The sequence below is a fragment of the Vibrio sabulosilitoris genome, from assembly GCF_055391395.1.
This window is the reverse complement of sequence record NZ_AP029599.1, coordinates 1,924,769-1,941,573: the sequence shown is the minus strand read 5'-3', so window position 1 is coordinate 1,941,573 and position 16,805 is coordinate 1,924,769. Positions and strand designations below refer to the sequence as shown.

Genomic DNA, 16,805 nt, shown 5'->3' with positions numbered 1-16,805 from the left:
ACACGAGCCGATCCTATTCCATAGACGGCAAATATAGACGACGCCCTTGCTAACAAATAGCAAAGCGCATCAAACCACGAAGGTGGCGACGTTATTATTTAGAAGCTCAAGGTTCCGTGATACTGCTGGTGTGCAGCACTGGACATTGATATGGAATGGAGCTGATTAATATGTCTGTCGTTAGTGAGTTCAATGTTGGGTTTCCCAATAACATGTTGCACTCTAGCAACACTAGTATCCCGTCTATCGGTAAAGGTCTTACCGATACCTACCCTACGCAGCGTCACAATCAGCTTGAATGGTCACTGCGCGTATCCCCCAGAGAGTGAGCCTGTGCTCAACTGTCCGAGATTGCGCGCGAAAATATCATAAAAATGAGAGAGTTTGCAACTAAAAATGCATTATGAAACACGACAACAGTTCAGTTTTCGCGCACATGAGACAAGAAAAAAGCAGGTCTCAAACCTGCTTTTTTAACTCACAGCGAGCGATGTTCACCAAACGCTATTTTTCTTCAGTACAGTTTTTGCTCGATAGATGGTGGGTATCAAGGTCATACTGCTCTTTGATCGCATCTTTGACCGTGCCATCCCACACCTCAACCCCAACGAAATAGCTGGTGCGCGCCAAAACATGGGCTGCGATTGGCGCTGTAAGCATGATAAACAGCACCACTACCCCAGCACGAACCACGATTGCACTGTCTTCCCAGAAAACGATGGCGAATGCAATCGCCAACAGACCAGCTCCGAGCGCACCCGCCTTGGTCGTTGCATGCATGCGCGTCAACAAGTCCGGCATTCGGTTGAGGCCAATACTCGCCAATAACATTAAGAAAGAACCTAACAGGACAAAAAACGCCACTATAGTATCAATCATCATCGCGAATACCCCGCTTTTCCAAGAATCGAGAGAAGCCAACTGCAGCAAGGAACGACGTCAGAGCCAGTACGATAGCGACATCAATAAACTTAGGCTCGCCATGGGCAATACCATACAACACAACTAACCCGACCGTAAGCGAAGCCATCAACTCCAGTGCCACCACTCGGTCTGGCAGTGACGGTCCTTTTAGTAGGCGCACTGAGGCGATCAGTAGCGCTAGGGTTAGCATGGCAAAGCCAATATCGTAAACCGTTTCAATCATAGTATTACTCCAAAATTTCCATCACCATCACCTCAAGGCGTCTCAGCTCAGCGATATGCTGCTGCTCTTCCTCGAAATACATCAGATGGACAAATAGAACCTTCTTATCGGTAGAGACATCCAATGCAAGTGAGCCCGGTGTTACAGTAATTAAGTTCGATAACAAGGTGATACCCGCATCGCTTTTAATTTCAAGTGGGAACGCAATCACTGCCGGTTTCATCATATGAGTCGGCGTCACGATATCATAAGCCACACGAGCGTTAGACTTGATCAAATCCCAGATAAAGAACAACACAAAGCGCACCATCTTGGGCAACTTGCCAAAATAGGCCTCAAACGATTGGCTATCACGCAGCACATACGCCAATACTAGATAGCTGAGGATCATCCCTGCCACCAAATTCGAGATGGTGTAGGAGCCCGATAACACTACCCAAGCCAGAGCTAGGGCCATATTCCAACCAAATGCTTTCACTTTATTGGCCTCCTAACACAGCTTGAATGTATTGCTGGGGATCAAGCAATTGATCCGCCGTCATACTGGCCAAGTTGATAAACCACTCGGCATTGATACCGATCGTCACCGTGATCGCGGCCATCAAGATGATGGGTAGATACAGACAGAAACGTTCTGAGTCTGACAAGGCTGGCAGTGTTTCGCCGTCTTCTGGCAACTTTTTCCAGAACGCTTCCGCCCAGATCTTGACCATCGAGTACATGGTCAACAAACCGACCGCTAGCGAGGCAACCACCCCTATCCACTCTTTGGCTTCAATACCGGCCTTGATCACGACAAACTTAGCGAAAAATCCGGACAGCGGCGGAATGCCCGCCAGTGACATTGCCGGCACGGCAAACAGGATCGCCAGAAACGGCGCTGATTTATACAAACCACCAAGCTTATCCAGTCCATAGCTGCCATGTAGGCGATGCATCACACCACCAATCAAGAACAGGTTGGTCTTAACCACGATATGGTGAAATAGATAGAACACCCCGCCCATGATGGCCAGAGGCGTGAAGATCGCCAGGCCCAGAATCATATAGCCAATCTGACTAACGATATGGAACGACAGGATACGGCGCACCTCAAATTGCGCAGCGGCGCCAAGCACCCCAGTCACCATGGTGAAGATACCCATCCACATCAGCAAGGTACTGTGGGTAAAGGCAATATCGCCAATGAAAATTACGCTGAACACACGGTATAGGGCATAAACCCCTACCTTGGTGAGCAGGCCTGCAAATACCGCTGAGATCGCAACAGGCGGCGTATGATATGACGCTGGTAGCCAGAAGAACAACGGGAATGCCGCCGCCTTGATGCCAAACGCAACCAGGAACAGCAGCGAGATCACCGTGACAACCTCAGGGTTGTCCGATGTTGCAAGCTTTTGGCCAAGATCAGCCATATTGAGCGTGCCCGCATAGGCATACACCAGACCGACCGCGCTCAAAAACAGCGCTGACGATAGCAGGTTAAGGGTCACGTATTTTAGTGCCCCTTCCATCTGGCTGCGCTCTCCACCTAAGATAAGCAGACCAAAGGATGCGACGAGCATGATCTCAAACCAAACATAGAGGTTAAAGATATCACCAGTCAGAAAAGAGCCAATCACCCCAGCTAACATTAGATGCAGCAGCGGGTAAAAGCCAAATTTCTCATGCTCTTTGGTCATGGTTGCCAAGGCGTAGATAGAGATACAAAACGCCACAACGGCGGAAACCGTCACCATGATCACCGCGAGCAAGTCAGCAACTAATGATATGCCATACGGCGCTTCCCAATCACCAAGGGTTACGACTTGAATACCGTCTTGGTAGACGCTAGTAAACAGAGTAAGTGCAGCAATTAGCAAAGCAAAGTTTGCGAAGACACTGATCCAGCGCTGCAAGGTTTGATGCTTCCACAGCGTCATCGACAGCGCCGCAGCCAGCATCGGGATCAGAACAGGCATTAATAACATCATAATTGAGAATCTGTACTCTTCATTTCGTTCATGTCATCTGCGCCAATCACAGCGTAGGCACGCTTAATCAACACCACAGCAAATGCAAGGACACCAAAACTGATCACAATCGCCGTCAGAATAAGTGCTTGCGGCAGAGGATCCGCAATCGGTCCTATCGGCGCATACAGCCCCTCTTCAATTAGAGGTGGCGCCCCTTTGACTAGTCCACCGCCGGTAAAGATAAGCAGGTTGGTGGCGTTAGATAGAATGATCAACCCAATCACGAGTTTAACGATGCTACGACGTAACATCATGTACAAGGCAGCCGCATACAAGGCGCCTATTACAAAAGCAAATAACGTAGTCATCTATTCCTCCAACTGCGCCAAGGCAAACAGCAAGGTCGTGACCATGCCGATAACCACTAAGTAGACACCAATATCAAAGATGAGCGGCGTGCTAAACTTGAGCTCACCCAAACCTGGGACATGGACATACCACCACACTGCGCTGAGAAAGGTGCTGCCCGATTTAATCACACCGACAAAGCCGCTCAAGGTGGCGATAAGCAAACCACCACCGGTTAAATAGCCGCTATCAATGCCAATCAAGCGACGAGTCTTGTTGGCATCAAAAGCAAATAGATGCAGCGCAAAGCCTGCCGAGGCAACCAGTCCCGCAATAAATCCACCGCCCGGCTCATCGTGACCACGCAGCAGCAAAAAGACTGAGAACAGCAGTAGCATTGGCAATAGAAAGCGCGCAATAACCTGAAGAATTAACGAGGTTCCATTATTCATCATTAACCCCTTTTGGTTCGTAGCATCGCGGTCACACCCAGCGCTGCCAAAGACAAGACAAAGATTTCACCGAGCGTATCGAGCGCGCGGTAGTCCACCAAAATCACGTTGACGATATTGCGCCCTTTCGCGATAGGATAACTATTGGCAATCAGGTATTCGCTGATCCCACCAGGCATCGAAAAATGCACCACCGTCATCAGTAGCGTTGCCATCATGGCGCCAAATAAAATCGCCACGGTGCAATCGCGCCAACGAGTATCTGAGCTCGAGAGGGTTTGGAATTTTGGTAGTTTAAACAGTACCAACACCAACATGATCACGGTCAGCGTCTCAATCAGAACCTGAGTGATCGCCAGATCGGGTGCACTAAAGAAGACATAAATCAGCGCCATAGCAAAGCCCAACGCACCAATCGCCGCCACGGCGCTGAGACGGGCTGAGGACACACACGCATAGGTGATCACAACAACAATCAAGATAGCAATGCCGAAGCCCTTGATCGTGACGTCTGAGAAATCAAGCTGCCAGTGGATACCGACCTTGGTGAATAGGGTGTAACCCACCAGGGCGATGGTGGTCATAAAGATGGTCAGAATGTAATTCGACATATAACCGTTTTGCAGCTTAGCTGTGCTCCATTTAGCAAACGCTAGCAGGTTATCCATAAACACGTAATAGCCACGCTCCGGACCATAGTTAAGCATCGGCTTAAATCGCTGCATCGAACTGCCTAACTTATCCCAGCGTTTAAACAAAAGGTAACCCAATACCAGTGCCGTCAAACTCATGATCAATGGCAGATTAATGCCGTGCCAGAGGGCCAGGTCGATATCGCCGACACTGCCGCCACTGATCGCTGTTGCTGCAGACGTTGCAAGTGGTGATGCAAGACTCGGCATCAAGCCAAAGATCAAACCGATAACAGATAACACCGTAAAACCTAATCGCAAGCCCATTGGCGCTTCATGTGCCTGCTTAGGTGTCGGTTTTAGTGGGCCAAAGAAGGGTTTTAGCACTACCAAACCAGCACAAGTGACAATAAACAGTGAGGTCAACACCGCCATAAATGCCAAAGCGACACCCCAAGGGCTAGACAGTACCCCGGCCAGCATCAGCTCTTTGCCAATGAAACCAAACAGCGGCGGTACGCCAGCAAGCGCGAGCGCAGCCAGCGACATAAACGCTGCGGTATAGGGCATGGCTTTACGTAATCCACCAAGCTCGCGTACATCCTTGGTGCCCGTTTCATGGTCAATCGTACCTGCCGCCATAAACAGTGCACCTTTATACAGAGCATGGCCAAGCAAGAACACAACTGAGGCCACGATCGCAGCCTGGGTACCGATACCAATCAGCATGGTCAAGGTACCCAGCGCCATCACCGTCGAGTAAGCAAGAATGCGTTTGAGGTCGGTACTGGTTACCGCCATAGTGGCACCAAGCAGCATAGTCACCGCACCGAAACCCGTTAACATCCACGTCCAAAGATCGTAGCCGGCCATGGTAGGCTGCAGGCGCGCCATTAGATAAACGCCCGCCTTAACCATGGTCGCCGAGTGCAGGTAAGAGCTGACCGGAGTCGGCGCCGCCATCGCATTGGGCAGCCAGAAGTGAAACGGGAACTGCGCTGATTTGGTAAAGGTACCGCCCAGCACTGAGAACATCATCACGCCAAATAGCATATGAGTTTGCAGGCTTGTCCCTTGGCCGAGGATTTCGTTTAACTCGTAAGTGCCTGCGATAAGCCCAAGCATAATGATGCCCGCCAATAGCGCAAGGCCACCCCCTACCGTTACAAATAGGCCTTGCAGAGCACTTTTGCGCGATGACTCTTTCTCATGGTAGTAACCAATCAGCATGTACGAGGTAATGCTGGTCAGCTCCCAGAAGACAAACATGGCGATCAGGTTGTTAGACAACACCACACCCAGCATCGCACCCATAAAGGCCATCAGGTAAGTCAGTAGTTTGCGCTGATCGGGCTTATTGGCCAGATAGCTACCAGCATAGATAATGACAAAAAAGCCGATGCCCGAGATGAGCAGTGCGAACATCAAACTTAAGCCATCTAACAAGAAGTTAAGGCTGATCCCCAGAGCGGGTACCCAGTCATAGCTGATGATCTTGGGCCCTTGTTGTGTTATTTCGGAAAGAAAACTGGCGAAATAGATAAAAAGTGCCGCGGGCAATATAGCCAGCAGCCGACTGGTCCGTTCCCCAAACTGTCTAAACAGCCAAGGAACAAACGCCGCCAGAATAAACCCTGACAGAACGGCGATAAGCATTAATGAAAGCCTCCCTTCCTTATGCTGATGCTAAGGAACTTTATCCTAATCAAACCGAGCAATGCATTTTGCCTTTCATTTGATTAACTATTTTAACGTTGCTTAATACAACTTCGTGGTCTTTATCTACTCAAATATTTTTGAATTGACTAAGGTCAAAGTTTAGTTAATAAGATGACACAGTTATATTCGCTTGTTGTGAGTTTAAGCTTCGGTTTTTCCTACATAAAACCCTATTTAATGCGTAAAATTTATATCGCCTTTTTTGATTTTGCCTTTTCCTATCACTCATCGCCTGTCATTCTTTACACTCTAAAAAAAAGTCATAGCGATTACCCACTATGACTTTTCTGTTTTTCTAGGTCATTAATTACTGTTCAGAGACACGCTTATCCTGCACTACCGAACGCGTTCTCGGCCGCAATGACCACCACAAGATGGTAAAGCCGGCGATCGCCGACAAACTAGAGCCCATTAATACGCCGAGTCGAGCGTAATTTTCGTATACGGCGGTATCACCGTTAAACGCGAGCGAGGTGATAAAGATTGACATGGTGAAGCCGATACCACACAACACTGACACCGCGACCACCTGACCAAAATTGGTTCCCTGCGGTAATTTCGCCAGTTTGAATTTAATCGCCAGCCAACAAAAAACAGTAATACCGACGGGTTTACCGACCATTAAGCCCATGGCAATCCCCACAGGCACCATTGAAGTTAAGCCCTCAATCGAGACCTCTTTAAGGGTGATCCCTGCATTGGTGAACGCAAACACCGGCAAAATAATAAAGACCACGTAAGGACTTAAGGCGTCTTCTATGACCTCAAGCGGCGCCCGACCCTTTTTATCGACCTCAAGTGGAATCGCAAAGCCAAGCAGCACCCCGGCGATGGTCGCGTGAATACCGGACACCAATACCGAAGCCCACAAAATAAGCCCGACAAACAGATAGGCAGGGATCGAGTAAACTTTTTTTGCGTTCATCACAAACAGGACAACCGTCGCAGCAACACTGGCTAATAGCGCCAAGGTGGACAAGTCGCTGGTATAAAAAAGCGCAATGATAACAATTGCGCCCAAGTCGTCGATGATGGCTAGCGCCAGCAGAAAGACTTTGAGGCTGGTCGGCACGCGATCGCCAAGGAGCGCCATGACACCCAATGCAAAGGCAATGTCCGTTGCGGCGGGGATCGCCCACCCAGATAATGCCTCAGAATTTTGCCAATTTAGCATCACATAGATAAGAGCGGGAACGATCATACCACCTAGCGCAGCGATGGCTGGAAACAGGGCGGTTTGTTTTGTTTTTAGTGCCCCGTGTAGTAACTCCCTTTTTACCTCTAGCCCGATGAGCAAGAAGAAGATCGCCATCAAGCCATCGTTAATCCAGTGACTGACTGACATGCCGAGAACGTAGGTGTGCAAGAAGGCGTGGTAGACACCACTGAGTGGACTGTTTGCCAAAATCATCGCGCAGAGTGTTGCGAACAGCAACAATATCCCTCCGGATGCCTCGGACTTAACAATAGTACGTAAGACCTTAATCATATCGACTGCTTTCCTTGTAATATTGACCTTTCCCTGTTTACGAGAAAGAAACGCGAACTACCCCAAAAAACGGTGAAAAAACACCACCTGCAAGTTTAGCTCGCATTACATGCGTTGTAGTCGATCTGTTACACAAACCTTAATAAAACGTACTTTACATCTCAAATTTTGAACGAAATGTTAAATTGCATCCCTGAGAGATTCCATCGGTGTCTGCCTTAGTAGCCGCGCGACCGGAATAATTCCTGCAATAACAAGTGCTACGATAGCCAGAACAATCGTATGCAGGTAGATGATCGGCTCGAAGTGGAGCTGTAAAGTCCAGCCAAACGATTGGCGAATAATGATATCAACCACTAATTGTGCCAGGGTTAGCCCTAGTGGCACAGCAATAATGACCGACAAGAATGCAAACACCAACAATTGAAGACCACCGATAATCACCAACTCACGCCCTGAAATGCCAAAACAACGCAACAAAGAGAACTGTTTTTTGCGTGAGGATTCACCCGCTAGCGTGGCGAAGAAAATACCCACTACAGCGATAATCAGGGTGATATTTCCCAAGGTGCCAGCAATCGCAAAGGTGCGATCAAAGGCATTCATCGCCTGCTGATGAATGGTCTTGTTGTTGATAACCCGTTCAGCCCCCAGTTCAAACTTGGCGAGTAAGCGCTGAGTTAGCTCAAGCTTTGATGCACCTGGCGTCAGGTTAACCCCCAGCGTAATATTACCCTGCCCTTCGTAGCCGGCCAGCCAATTTCTATGAGACATCACCACTTGGTTAAACGGATTACCATAATCGTAGTACACTCCGGTGACTAACCAAGCTGTACCATAATCGGCACCGAGGTTGACATAATCACCCGGCCTGATCCCCAGTTTCAGCGACATCGATTCACTCACCATAACGCTGCGTGCATGGTGCAGGTTTTGCCAATATTGTGGCACGCCCAGCTTCACCGTTAGGGCATCGTGTTCACCTTTACTGGTGCCCGTACTGACAACCTGGATCTGACCGAGATCGGTGGCAACATCGCGCTCCCAACGCCACCAGACGTCCTCTACCTCTGGTTGAACACGCAACCAGCGACTCAAAGTTGGAGCAGTTTTGGCGTAAGGGTGGACATAAACATCAGAGGCTAGTTTTTGCGTTAGCCAGACTTCTGTCGTTTGACGGAAGCTGCCAACCAGAGTCTCCACACCAATATTCGCTGCCATAGAGAGCATAAATGCCATAGTAGCGATACCTCTATAGCCCATACTCGCAGCTGCATCAGCGAAGAACCAACGCACCTTGACCCATTTCAAGCTAAACGAAAAGCTTTGAAACAGATGCCAAAACAAAAATGGGGTAAACAGCGCGACGCTAAGTAGCATCAAGGTGATCACGGCAAAACCGGATTCATAGCTTGGAGGCGCTAAAAGCAATATGATCGCAGCAGAGGTCAGTACAACCGACATCGCCGCCTGCAAAGCAAACTCACGACCAGCAAAACGAACGATAGATAATTTCGCCGTCAGACGAATTGGTTGTGAGCGCAACAAACGAATCAATGGCCACGCACAGGCAAGAACCGCTCCCATGCACGTCATTCCCCAACTGTAAAGACCCGCATCCCAGGTCCAACGAACGTTAAGGGCCATGCTCTTGCCGAATACATAACCAAGGCCCGTCGAGACCGATGGCATGAGTTGGTTAGCGAGCACCAAGCCGAGAATGTTGCCCGCAAGCCAACAGAAAGTGACCAGTACCACCAATTCAATGGCCATCGCTTTAGCCAGTTGCAGGCTAGAAACACCCAGCTGGCGCATCGCACCAACGAGAGTCTGACGCTGGATCATCGACAGTGAGATCGCTTGATAAAAAATAAATAGGCCGACCAGGAATGCCAGCATACCCAGTGCTTTTAGGTTGACGTGAAAGGCCTGAGTAATGGCTTCAAGTTCCGCGCGCGAGTTGCGGGTTAGCATCACCCCATCTGGTAGACGAGCTTTAAGCACCGCAATCTTATCCACCGACATCTCACCACAACCGATCATGGTCAGCTCAGTATCTCGTTGAAACTGACGCAGCGTTTCGATATCAGCGACGATCTGCGAGTTGCTGAGGATATTGTCTTGGTCAACCAAGATCGGACCAATCAGGCGACCATCTTCAAGCGGGACCATGTTACCCGCCATCCACTGCTTACCTTCAAGCAGCTCAGCGCTGACAAGGATAGGAAATGGGCGCGCTGCCATCGGCAAGTGTTCAGCGCCTTTGATATGTAATTTTTGGTCAAAATGCGCCATAAAGCCCGGATCAACACCAACAATAGTCAGGTCAACCCCAGAGCGGGTGCGCAAACTCACCACATCAAACGGCGCACAGTGTTCAAAGGCTTCATCACGCAAATCAGAATAGAGCGAGCGTGGTAGCACACCTGTGGGATCGCTGGTACGGATCAGATAAGGAATTGGGCTAGAAAACAGTTGGTCAGAGTTTTCATAGCTCTGCTTGACATGATTATTGATCGTCGTGACACCAACCAACAATGACACCCCAAGGGTCAGCCCAAGGGCTACCAGAATGACTTGAATAGGATGGCGATGATAGTGGCCAAGTAGTGCCTTAACTACGGGCCATGACATGCAGTTGCCCTCCTTGTAGGCGCACACGTCCTTCCATATGATTGGCGACCTTTTCACTGTGCGTGACCAGCAGTAAGGTACAATTGAGATCGCGAGTTAGACGAGTGAGCAGGCGCATCACCGCCTCTGCATTGCGCTCATCGAGACTGCCAGTTGGCTCATCCGCAAGGAGCAGACTAGGCTCAAGATACAAAGCGCGCGCAATCGCCGCACGCTGCTGCTGACCACCCGAGATCTCCTCTGGATAGCGCCCAAGAAGAGGCATTAAATCAAGCACCGAGAGGATCTGGCGCCAAAGTCCCGGGTCTTCAGGCAATCCTTTTAGTTGACGACAAAAGCGAATATTATCGGCAACATTCAGTGTTGGCAGCAGGTTAAATTGTTGAAATATCAGACCAATATTATTACGACGGTAAGCGGTGCGCTGGTGCTCTTTCGCATCGTGCATGGCGAAGCTTGGAAAGGCGATCTCACCCGCATCAACAGTATCCAGACCTGCGATCAGGTTGAGTAATGTACTCTTGCCTGAGCCACTCTCCCCCATCAAAGCCATCTGCTCACCTTGCGCGAGCGTTAATTCCGCTCCTTGCAAAACAGGATAGAATTCCCCTCCATCAACATATCCCTTGTTTAAATTGGTCAGCTGTAACATTTAACCGCTCGTTGTTTGACGTTTTTCTACGGAGTGAGAATCTACACTAAAAACCTTCAAACAGAAAGCATTTTGGCGACGAGATCACAATTTGCTCAAGATTATCCAATAATTTGGTCGATTGATAGAAAAAACTTAACAATCAGATGCCTAGAGTCCATTTTTGTTGAGATAAAGTCTCATTATCAGTGCTAATTTAGAGCAAATGCTTAACCCATTTTTTACCACGAATACGCCAGACACAGCCGACCCATTTAATCACTTCTTCAACTAAAAACAACGTATAAACCCAGACAGGCGACCAACCCAGCCAAATCGCACCCAATGCTGCACATGGGATGCCGATCCCCCACTGCGTTGTAAGATCTTGATACAGGCAGTATTTTACGTCACCGCCGGCACGCAATACCCCGACAGTCGCCATCATGGGCAACGAACGTAGCACCAAACCAACACACATTACCAAGATAAATTGCTCGGCCAGCTCCTTAGTCGGGCCTGTCAACGCAGAAAATGCGCCCAGAATGACATCACTAGCAAAATACACGCAAAGTGCTACCACTACCGATACCACAATATTGATAACGATTATGCCCCATGCAAAAAAATACACGTTCTCGTAGCGTTGCGCACCAAGCTCATTGCCAACCAGCACCGAGCCTGCCATCGAGAGCCCAATGGCCAGCGCCAGTGCCATCGACTCAATCGGCACCATCACCGCGAGCGCAGCCAATCCCTCAAGCCCCGTTTGACCCATGATCGCTTGATAGGCATACAGACCCGCAGACCAAACAAAATAGTTCAGCGTGGTTGGTAAGGAGAGTGAAAAAAATTGTTGGATTTGATCCCGGTTAATCACCTGCAGCAGATCCTGAATAGAGAAGGCGAGTAAATGGCGTTTAAGGTGCAGATAGCTAAACAGACACACCACCTCAATCGCACTACTGATGGTGGTTGCCAACGCCGCACCGACAATTCCCAAACGAGGAAATCCATAATGACCAAATATCAAGAGCCAGTTCAAGGTCACGTTGACCACGATACCGATACAACTAAAAAAAGCACTCACTCCGGGCTGATGAACCGAGCGTAAACCGACGGCCATGCTGGCCACGCAGGCAACCCCAAGCATCGAAAATGCGGCATACTGAAGATATTCTGAGCCAAGTGCCACCACTTCCGCTGAATCTGTCGCGAACCCTATGATCTGACTAGGAAAAAGAATGAATATCCCCACGGTTCCTATTGCACAGAGTGTGGCAATTAACCAAGTCAATGCGGTGCTGCGTCTAACCCCAGATTCGTCCCCGGCTCCCCAATGTTGAGCAGTGAGCATTGACCCTGCTGTGGTGATCCCCACAAGCATAATGGTGGCAACAAAAGCCGCTCGCGCCGCGATACCCATTGCTGCAACCTCATTCTCCCCAAGCTGGCCCAGCATCACCACATCCACCAAACTACGGCTTGAGAACATCATATTTTGTAGAGTGATTGGTAAGGCGATCAACACCAGTTTGGTCACAAAGGCTCTATCCATTGAGCGCCTAACTAATATCATTGTGGATGCAATTGTGGACACACGACTCTCCTTGAGTAATCCAAGCTTGCTCGCAGCATCTTGACAGGGTTTGGTTATACTACTGTTTTAACACGTATATCCATTGATAGCATCTAAAGCGTTGATAATTCAAACAGGTCGAAGGAGTGACCCCCAATGGCAAGTCGTAAACCTCGTATCTTGGTGTTAGGCGCCTCAGGCTATATCGGATCACAGCTACTACCTCTGCTGGCAGAGCGAGGCTATCACGTCACGGGCGCGGCACGTCAACTCGATTACCTCAAAGCTCGCGTGGTTCCGCGCAGCAATATCGAGTTAATTTACCTCGACCTTGCTGATGCCAAAGCGACTGAGAGCGAGGTGATGAAGCATGATCAGGTGCTGTTTTTGGTCCATGGCATGGCGCATGGGCACGATTTTCTAGATTACGAGCTATCGCTCGCGATTAATGTCAAGAATGCACTAGACAATAGCCAGGTTCAGCAAGTCATCTATCTCAGTGCGCTCCAACCGCAAACAGCGGACTCAACACATCTTAGAGCCAGAAGAGAAACGGGAGAGATCTTACGCCAGTCTCAGGTCCCCATCGTTGAGCTGCGCGCTGGTGTCATTATCGGCCCAGGCTCAGCGGCTTACGAAATCATGCGCGACTTTGTCCTAAATCTGCCCGTATTAATCACCCCTCAATCTGTCGACTCTCAAGCTAACCCTATCGCGCTTGAGAACCTGAACTTTTATATCACTTCTCTTGTGCAAGCTACGGTCGACAAGAGCGTCATTTATGAAGTCGGCGGCCCTGATACACTCAGCTATCGGCAGCAGTTTGCAGTGATCTGCCAAGCTCACGACCGTGCGTTTCGTATTGCAACAACCTCATTGCTTACACCGGGGATGGCTAGTCATTGGTTAAGCTTAGTGACTTCTGTCCCAGCCAGTATCGGCCGTGCGCTGCTCGCTGGGCTTGAACATGATTTTGTGGCTAATAGCCGAGCAATAGAGCGTCAGTTTCCCCAGCCATTGATCTCATTTGAACAGGCTGTGGCCCAATCCATCGCTCAGGATGGTGATTTCGTCCGGTCTAACGTTTGGGGATTTGACCCAGCCGCTGTCAAACGCTGGCAACCAGGTTATGGCTACTATCCCAAGCAGGCCGGCGCCAGTATCGAAACCACCGCCAGTCTCACCTCGCTGTGGAGCATCGCCTCTCAGCTCGGCAGCCCGCAACAAGGCTATTTTTTCGCCAACTCACTTTGGCGACTACGCGAATGGTTGGATGTTCTGTTTGGCGCTCGTAGACCAATACGTCGTCAACCGCAAGGCGCAGAGCTGCAAGTGGGTGATTTTATCGATTCATGGAAAGTGATTCGCTGTGAAGCGCCAAGTTTCCTCTCTTTACTGTTCGGAATGAAGGGGCCCGGCCTTGGCCGATTAGAGGTGCAGATTGAGGAGTTAGGTGATACGCGACGCTTGTCGGTCACGGCATGGTGGCACCCGAAAGGGTTTCGAGGGCTGCTGTATTGGTTTGCGATGATGCCAGCGCACCTGTTTATCTTTCGCGGTATGGTAAGAGCCATCGCCAAAAAGGCAATGGCGCTCAATCAAGGTTAGTTTTCGCTGGGCATCTGGGTAAAGAACTAGCTCTCTACGTTAAAACTTAGCGGGATCTCTGCGAGCCGATCGCCTTGGTTGTTGGGGAAAATCAGATACTCGCCGTGATACTTGACGTTGGATTTATAATCGGTCACTTTGTGCACCATAAATCCAGCCTGGCTGGCTTTTTCAACAAACTCCGCATGATGACCACGAACAAACCAACTCATGGGTTTGACCATTCGCTCACCGTCAAAGCTACTGTCACACTGGTTGGCGCAGAGTGCGAGCGAATTCTGCCCGTCAGTAAAAATCTGTACCTTGCCAGCATCCACCAACGGCTCCGCTGTTGAAACTTCCCACTCCGCCTGCTCCATCGCATCGAGAAACGCCTCAACCATCGAATCAGTCAGGGGTTCGCCCTCGGCATCGTCGGCGAAAAACACCTTGTAGTAAGCCGAGATGCGCTTAAAAATCTGTTCAAGGCCGGCATTGTTGCCCTTCGAGCGCCCTGCTTTCTGCCAGCGGATCAAGTCCTGACTGACATCACGACCAAAGCGTTGCTGCTTTAGGGCTGTGGATATCCAGCGAACCAAGAATAGGTTGTTTGCTACCGGAGCGTTAACGGCTTTACCGATTTTATGCAGGTCGGCTAACTCGCCCAGAGCGCTGTCAACCACAGCTTGAATATCTTGAGAATAAAGAGACATAGGTTAAGCCTTTCTTGCTAGAGTCACGTAAAAAGTCGCTGATAATACCGCACATACCGTCATCATCAACAGCATTGGCCATGAATCACCGCTTGGCAGGCTCGCAACAATCACCCCGATGATTGAGCCAAGACCGAAGCGCAACGTTCCCGCCAGCGAGGCGGCCGTACCCGCCATATTTGGGTAACTGCTTAAAAGCAGTCCCATGGTATTACTACCTATGGTTGAGAGTGTGCCAATAAACAACACTACGAACGGCACAATCCCCCACAGACCAGCATCAAGCAACCACGCAGCAAACAAGCCCAGACCCGCAAGCAATTGAATCGTCAGAGCAAAGCGCAGCATGTTGTGTGAGCCCACACGCTTAACAAAGCGACCATTGAGCGTGGTCATAATAATCATCGCCACGATATTGAGACCAAACAGATAGCCAAAGTGCTGCGGCGCAACACCATAAATATCGATATAGACAAAGGAGCCTGCGGTCAGAAAGGCAAACATGCCTGAAAACGAAAATGCACCACAAAACATCAATCCAAGCGCGACGGGGTTGATCATCAATTTGGCGTAATTACGTAAAGTCGCTGCAAAACGCAGCGGCGCTCGATTTTCATCGGCTAATGTCTCAGGGATACGCCACAAGACCATGGCAATCACCAAAACCGAAAAGGCGGACAGCACCCAGAAGATACCACGCCAGCCAACCCATATCGCGATATAGCCCCCGATCATTGGCGCAATTAGCGGCGCAATAGTGATCACTAGGGTGACAAACGACATAGCGCGAGCGAAGTCCTCACGTTCAAACATATCGCGTACCACCGCTTGGATAATCACAGCTGCGGCCGCGCCGGCAAACCCTTGAGCAGCGCGAATATGGGTCAACGCGCCAATATCAGACACCATTGCACTGACGATAGCCGCGATCATAAACAACACGATGCCAGTCAACAATACCGGGCGACGACCAAAGCTATCCGACAACGGGCCATGGATAAGCTGACCAATCGCAAAGCCTGCGGTATACATGGTCAGTGTGATCTGCACCTCACCTGGGGTAACGCCAAGATCACGGGCGATATCCGGCATAGCAGGCAAATACATATCAATGGCGAGCGGAGTCAGTGCACCTATGGCACCCAGTACGACGAACAGCATCAAGCTCAGCGATGCCCTCGCCTGTTGGTTAGGGTTTGTCATTCGAAGTTATTTTTCCCAGATAGAATCAATTTCTTGTTGAGTCAGGAAGCGGTAATCGCCTGGCTCGAGGGTCTCATCCAGCACGATTTGACCAATTTGCTCGCGGTGTAGGTGTTCCACCTTGTTACCCAGCGCAGCAAACATACGTTTAACTTGATGGTACTTGCCTTCAGAAATAGTTAGCAACAGCTCGTTTTCAGCAAAATTGACCACTTCCATCTTGGCAGGCATGGTAGGCTCTTTTTCGTTGCGCAGTTCAACTCCCGCAGCCAGCTTATCGGCGTAGTCATCGCCAATCGCATCAGCAAGCCATACGCGATACACCTTCTCACACTTATGTTTTGGTGAAGTGATACGGTGTGACCATTTACCGTCATCGGTGATCAGCACTAGGCCAGTGGTGTCAACATCCAGGCGACCAGCGAAGTGCAAGTTCTCCATCTTCGGCTCGTCTAACAGTACAAATGCAGTATGGTTAAAACCGTCTTCGTGGGAGCAGACAAAGCCATCAGGCTTATACAACATAATATAGCGCGGACCGGGTTTAGCAATCACTCGCTCTTGCCAAGCCACCTCAGCCTCTTCCCCGACCTTAAATGCCCCACTTTTCTGCATTTCACCATCAACGGTAACCTCACCACTTTTGATGATTTTGGTTGCTTCTTTTCGTGTCGCACCTAGGGCATCACAGAGAAATTTGTCCAAACGCATTGTGA

At 49.7% G+C, this 16,805-nt stretch carries 16 protein-coding genes; 2 read left to right on the top strand and 14 right to left on the bottom strand.

The window, feature by feature from the left end:
• The first annotated feature begins 170 nt into the window (after nt 1-170).
• Nucleotides 171-329 carry a hypothetical protein gene (locus tag ACZ5R2_RS09170; protein ID WP_464901961.1) on the top strand — a complete coding sequence of 53 codons (159 nt, stop codon included), beginning with the start codon at nt 171-173 and terminating at the stop codon, nt 327-329.
• Between the two features lie 175 nt (nt 330-504).
• On the opposite strand, the gene mnhG is transcribed toward ACZ5R2_RS09170, so the two are convergent.
• From mnhG to ACZ5R2_RS09115, 11 genes are all read right to left on the bottom strand, one after another.
• Nucleotides 505-882: a monovalent cation/H(+) antiporter subunit G gene (gene mnhG, locus ACZ5R2_RS09165; protein ID WP_464901960.1), complete on the bottom strand. Its 378-nt coding sequence runs from the start codon at nt 880-882 to the stop codon at nt 505-507.
• On the bottom strand, nt 872-1,147 hold the full coding sequence (locus ACZ5R2_RS09160) for an MrpF/PhaF family protein (RefSeq protein ID WP_438459557.1): 276 nt from the start codon (nt 1,145-1,147) through the stop codon (nt 872-874). Before ACZ5R2_RS09160 ends, mnhG begins: the two co-directional genes overlap by 11 nt.
• Nucleotides 1,148-1,151: 4 nt before the next feature.
• Nucleotides 1,152-1,625, bottom strand: coding sequence for a Na+/H+ antiporter subunit E (locus tag ACZ5R2_RS09155; RefSeq protein ID WP_438459558.1), 474 nt, complete (start codon nt 1,623-1,625; stop codon nt 1,152-1,154).
• 1 nt (nt 1,626) lies between these two features.
• Nucleotides 1,627-3,120, bottom strand: a complete 1,494-nt coding sequence (locus ACZ5R2_RS09150) for a Na+/H+ antiporter subunit D (protein WP_464901959.1) — start codon at nt 3,118-3,120, stop codon at nt 1,627-1,629.
• Nucleotides 3,117-3,470, bottom strand: coding sequence for a Na+/H+ antiporter subunit C (locus tag ACZ5R2_RS09145; protein WP_438459560.1), 354 nt, complete (start codon nt 3,468-3,470; stop codon nt 3,117-3,119). Before ACZ5R2_RS09145 ends, ACZ5R2_RS09150 begins: the two co-directional genes overlap by 4 nt.
• Entirely contained in the window at nt 3,471-3,905 is a 435-nt protein-coding gene (locus ACZ5R2_RS09140; protein WP_464901958.1) for a Na+/H+ antiporter subunit B, read from the bottom strand.
• Nucleotides 3,905-6,190 (bottom strand): putative monovalent cation/H+ antiporter subunit A, encoded by a 2,286-nt coding sequence (locus tag ACZ5R2_RS09135; RefSeq protein ID WP_464901957.1) that lies wholly within the window; start codon nt 6,188-6,190, stop codon nt 3,905-3,907. Before ACZ5R2_RS09135 ends, ACZ5R2_RS09140 begins: the two co-directional genes overlap by 1 nt.
• A gap of 370 nt (nt 6,191-6,560) precedes the next feature.
• A complete protein-coding gene (nhaA, locus tag ACZ5R2_RS09130; RefSeq protein WP_464901956.1) occupies nt 6,561-7,742 on the bottom strand; it encodes a Na+/H+ antiporter NhaA in 1,182 nt (393 codons plus the stop codon).
• A 180-nt stretch (nt 7,743-7,922) separates the two neighbouring features.
• Nucleotides 7,923-10,376, bottom strand: a complete 2,454-nt coding sequence (locus ACZ5R2_RS09125) for an ABC transporter permease (RefSeq protein ID WP_464901955.1) — start codon at nt 10,374-10,376, stop codon at nt 7,923-7,925.
• On the bottom strand, nt 10,357-11,028 hold the full coding sequence (locus tag ACZ5R2_RS09120) for an ABC transporter ATP-binding protein (protein ID WP_464901954.1): 672 nt from the start codon (nt 11,026-11,028) through the stop codon (nt 10,357-10,359). Before ACZ5R2_RS09120 ends, ACZ5R2_RS09125 begins: the two co-directional genes overlap by 20 nt.
• A gap of 196 nt (nt 11,029-11,224) precedes the next feature.
• On the bottom strand, nt 11,225-12,565 hold the full coding sequence (locus ACZ5R2_RS09115) for an MATE family efflux transporter (RefSeq protein ID WP_464901953.1): 1,341 nt from the start codon (nt 12,563-12,565) through the stop codon (nt 11,225-11,227).
• A gap of 177 nt (nt 12,566-12,742) precedes the next feature.
• On the opposite strand from ACZ5R2_RS09115, the gene ACZ5R2_RS09110 reads away from it, so the two are divergent.
• The gene (locus ACZ5R2_RS09110) at nt 12,743-14,194 is read left to right on the top strand and encodes a DUF2867 domain-containing protein (RefSeq protein WP_464901952.1); all 1,452 of its coding nucleotides are present in this window, start codon (nt 12,743-12,745) and stop codon (nt 14,192-14,194) included.
• Between the two features lie 26 nt (nt 14,195-14,220).
• Here the strand turns inward: ACZ5R2_RS09110 and ACZ5R2_RS09105 are convergent, their stop codons facing one another.
• From ACZ5R2_RS09105 to rsuA, 3 genes are read right to left on the bottom strand one after another with little or no spacing between them, the layout of a single operon-like run.
• Nucleotides 14,221-14,886: a DUF2913 family protein gene (locus ACZ5R2_RS09105; RefSeq protein WP_464901951.1), complete on the bottom strand. Its 666-nt coding sequence runs from the start codon at nt 14,884-14,886 to the stop codon at nt 14,221-14,223.
• Nucleotides 14,887-14,889: 3 nt separating this feature from the next.
• Nucleotides 14,890-16,089 (bottom strand): Bcr/CflA family multidrug efflux MFS transporter, encoded by a 1,200-nt coding sequence (locus tag ACZ5R2_RS09100; RefSeq protein ID WP_464901950.1) that lies wholly within the window; start codon nt 16,087-16,089, stop codon nt 14,890-14,892.
• Nucleotides 16,090-16,095: 6 nt separating this feature from the next.
• Nucleotides 16,096-16,800: a 16S rRNA pseudouridine(516) synthase RsuA gene (rsuA, locus tag ACZ5R2_RS09095; RefSeq protein ID WP_438459569.1), complete on the bottom strand. Its 705-nt coding sequence runs from the start codon at nt 16,798-16,800 to the stop codon at nt 16,096-16,098.
• Nucleotides 16,801-16,805: the final 5 nt, after the last annotated feature.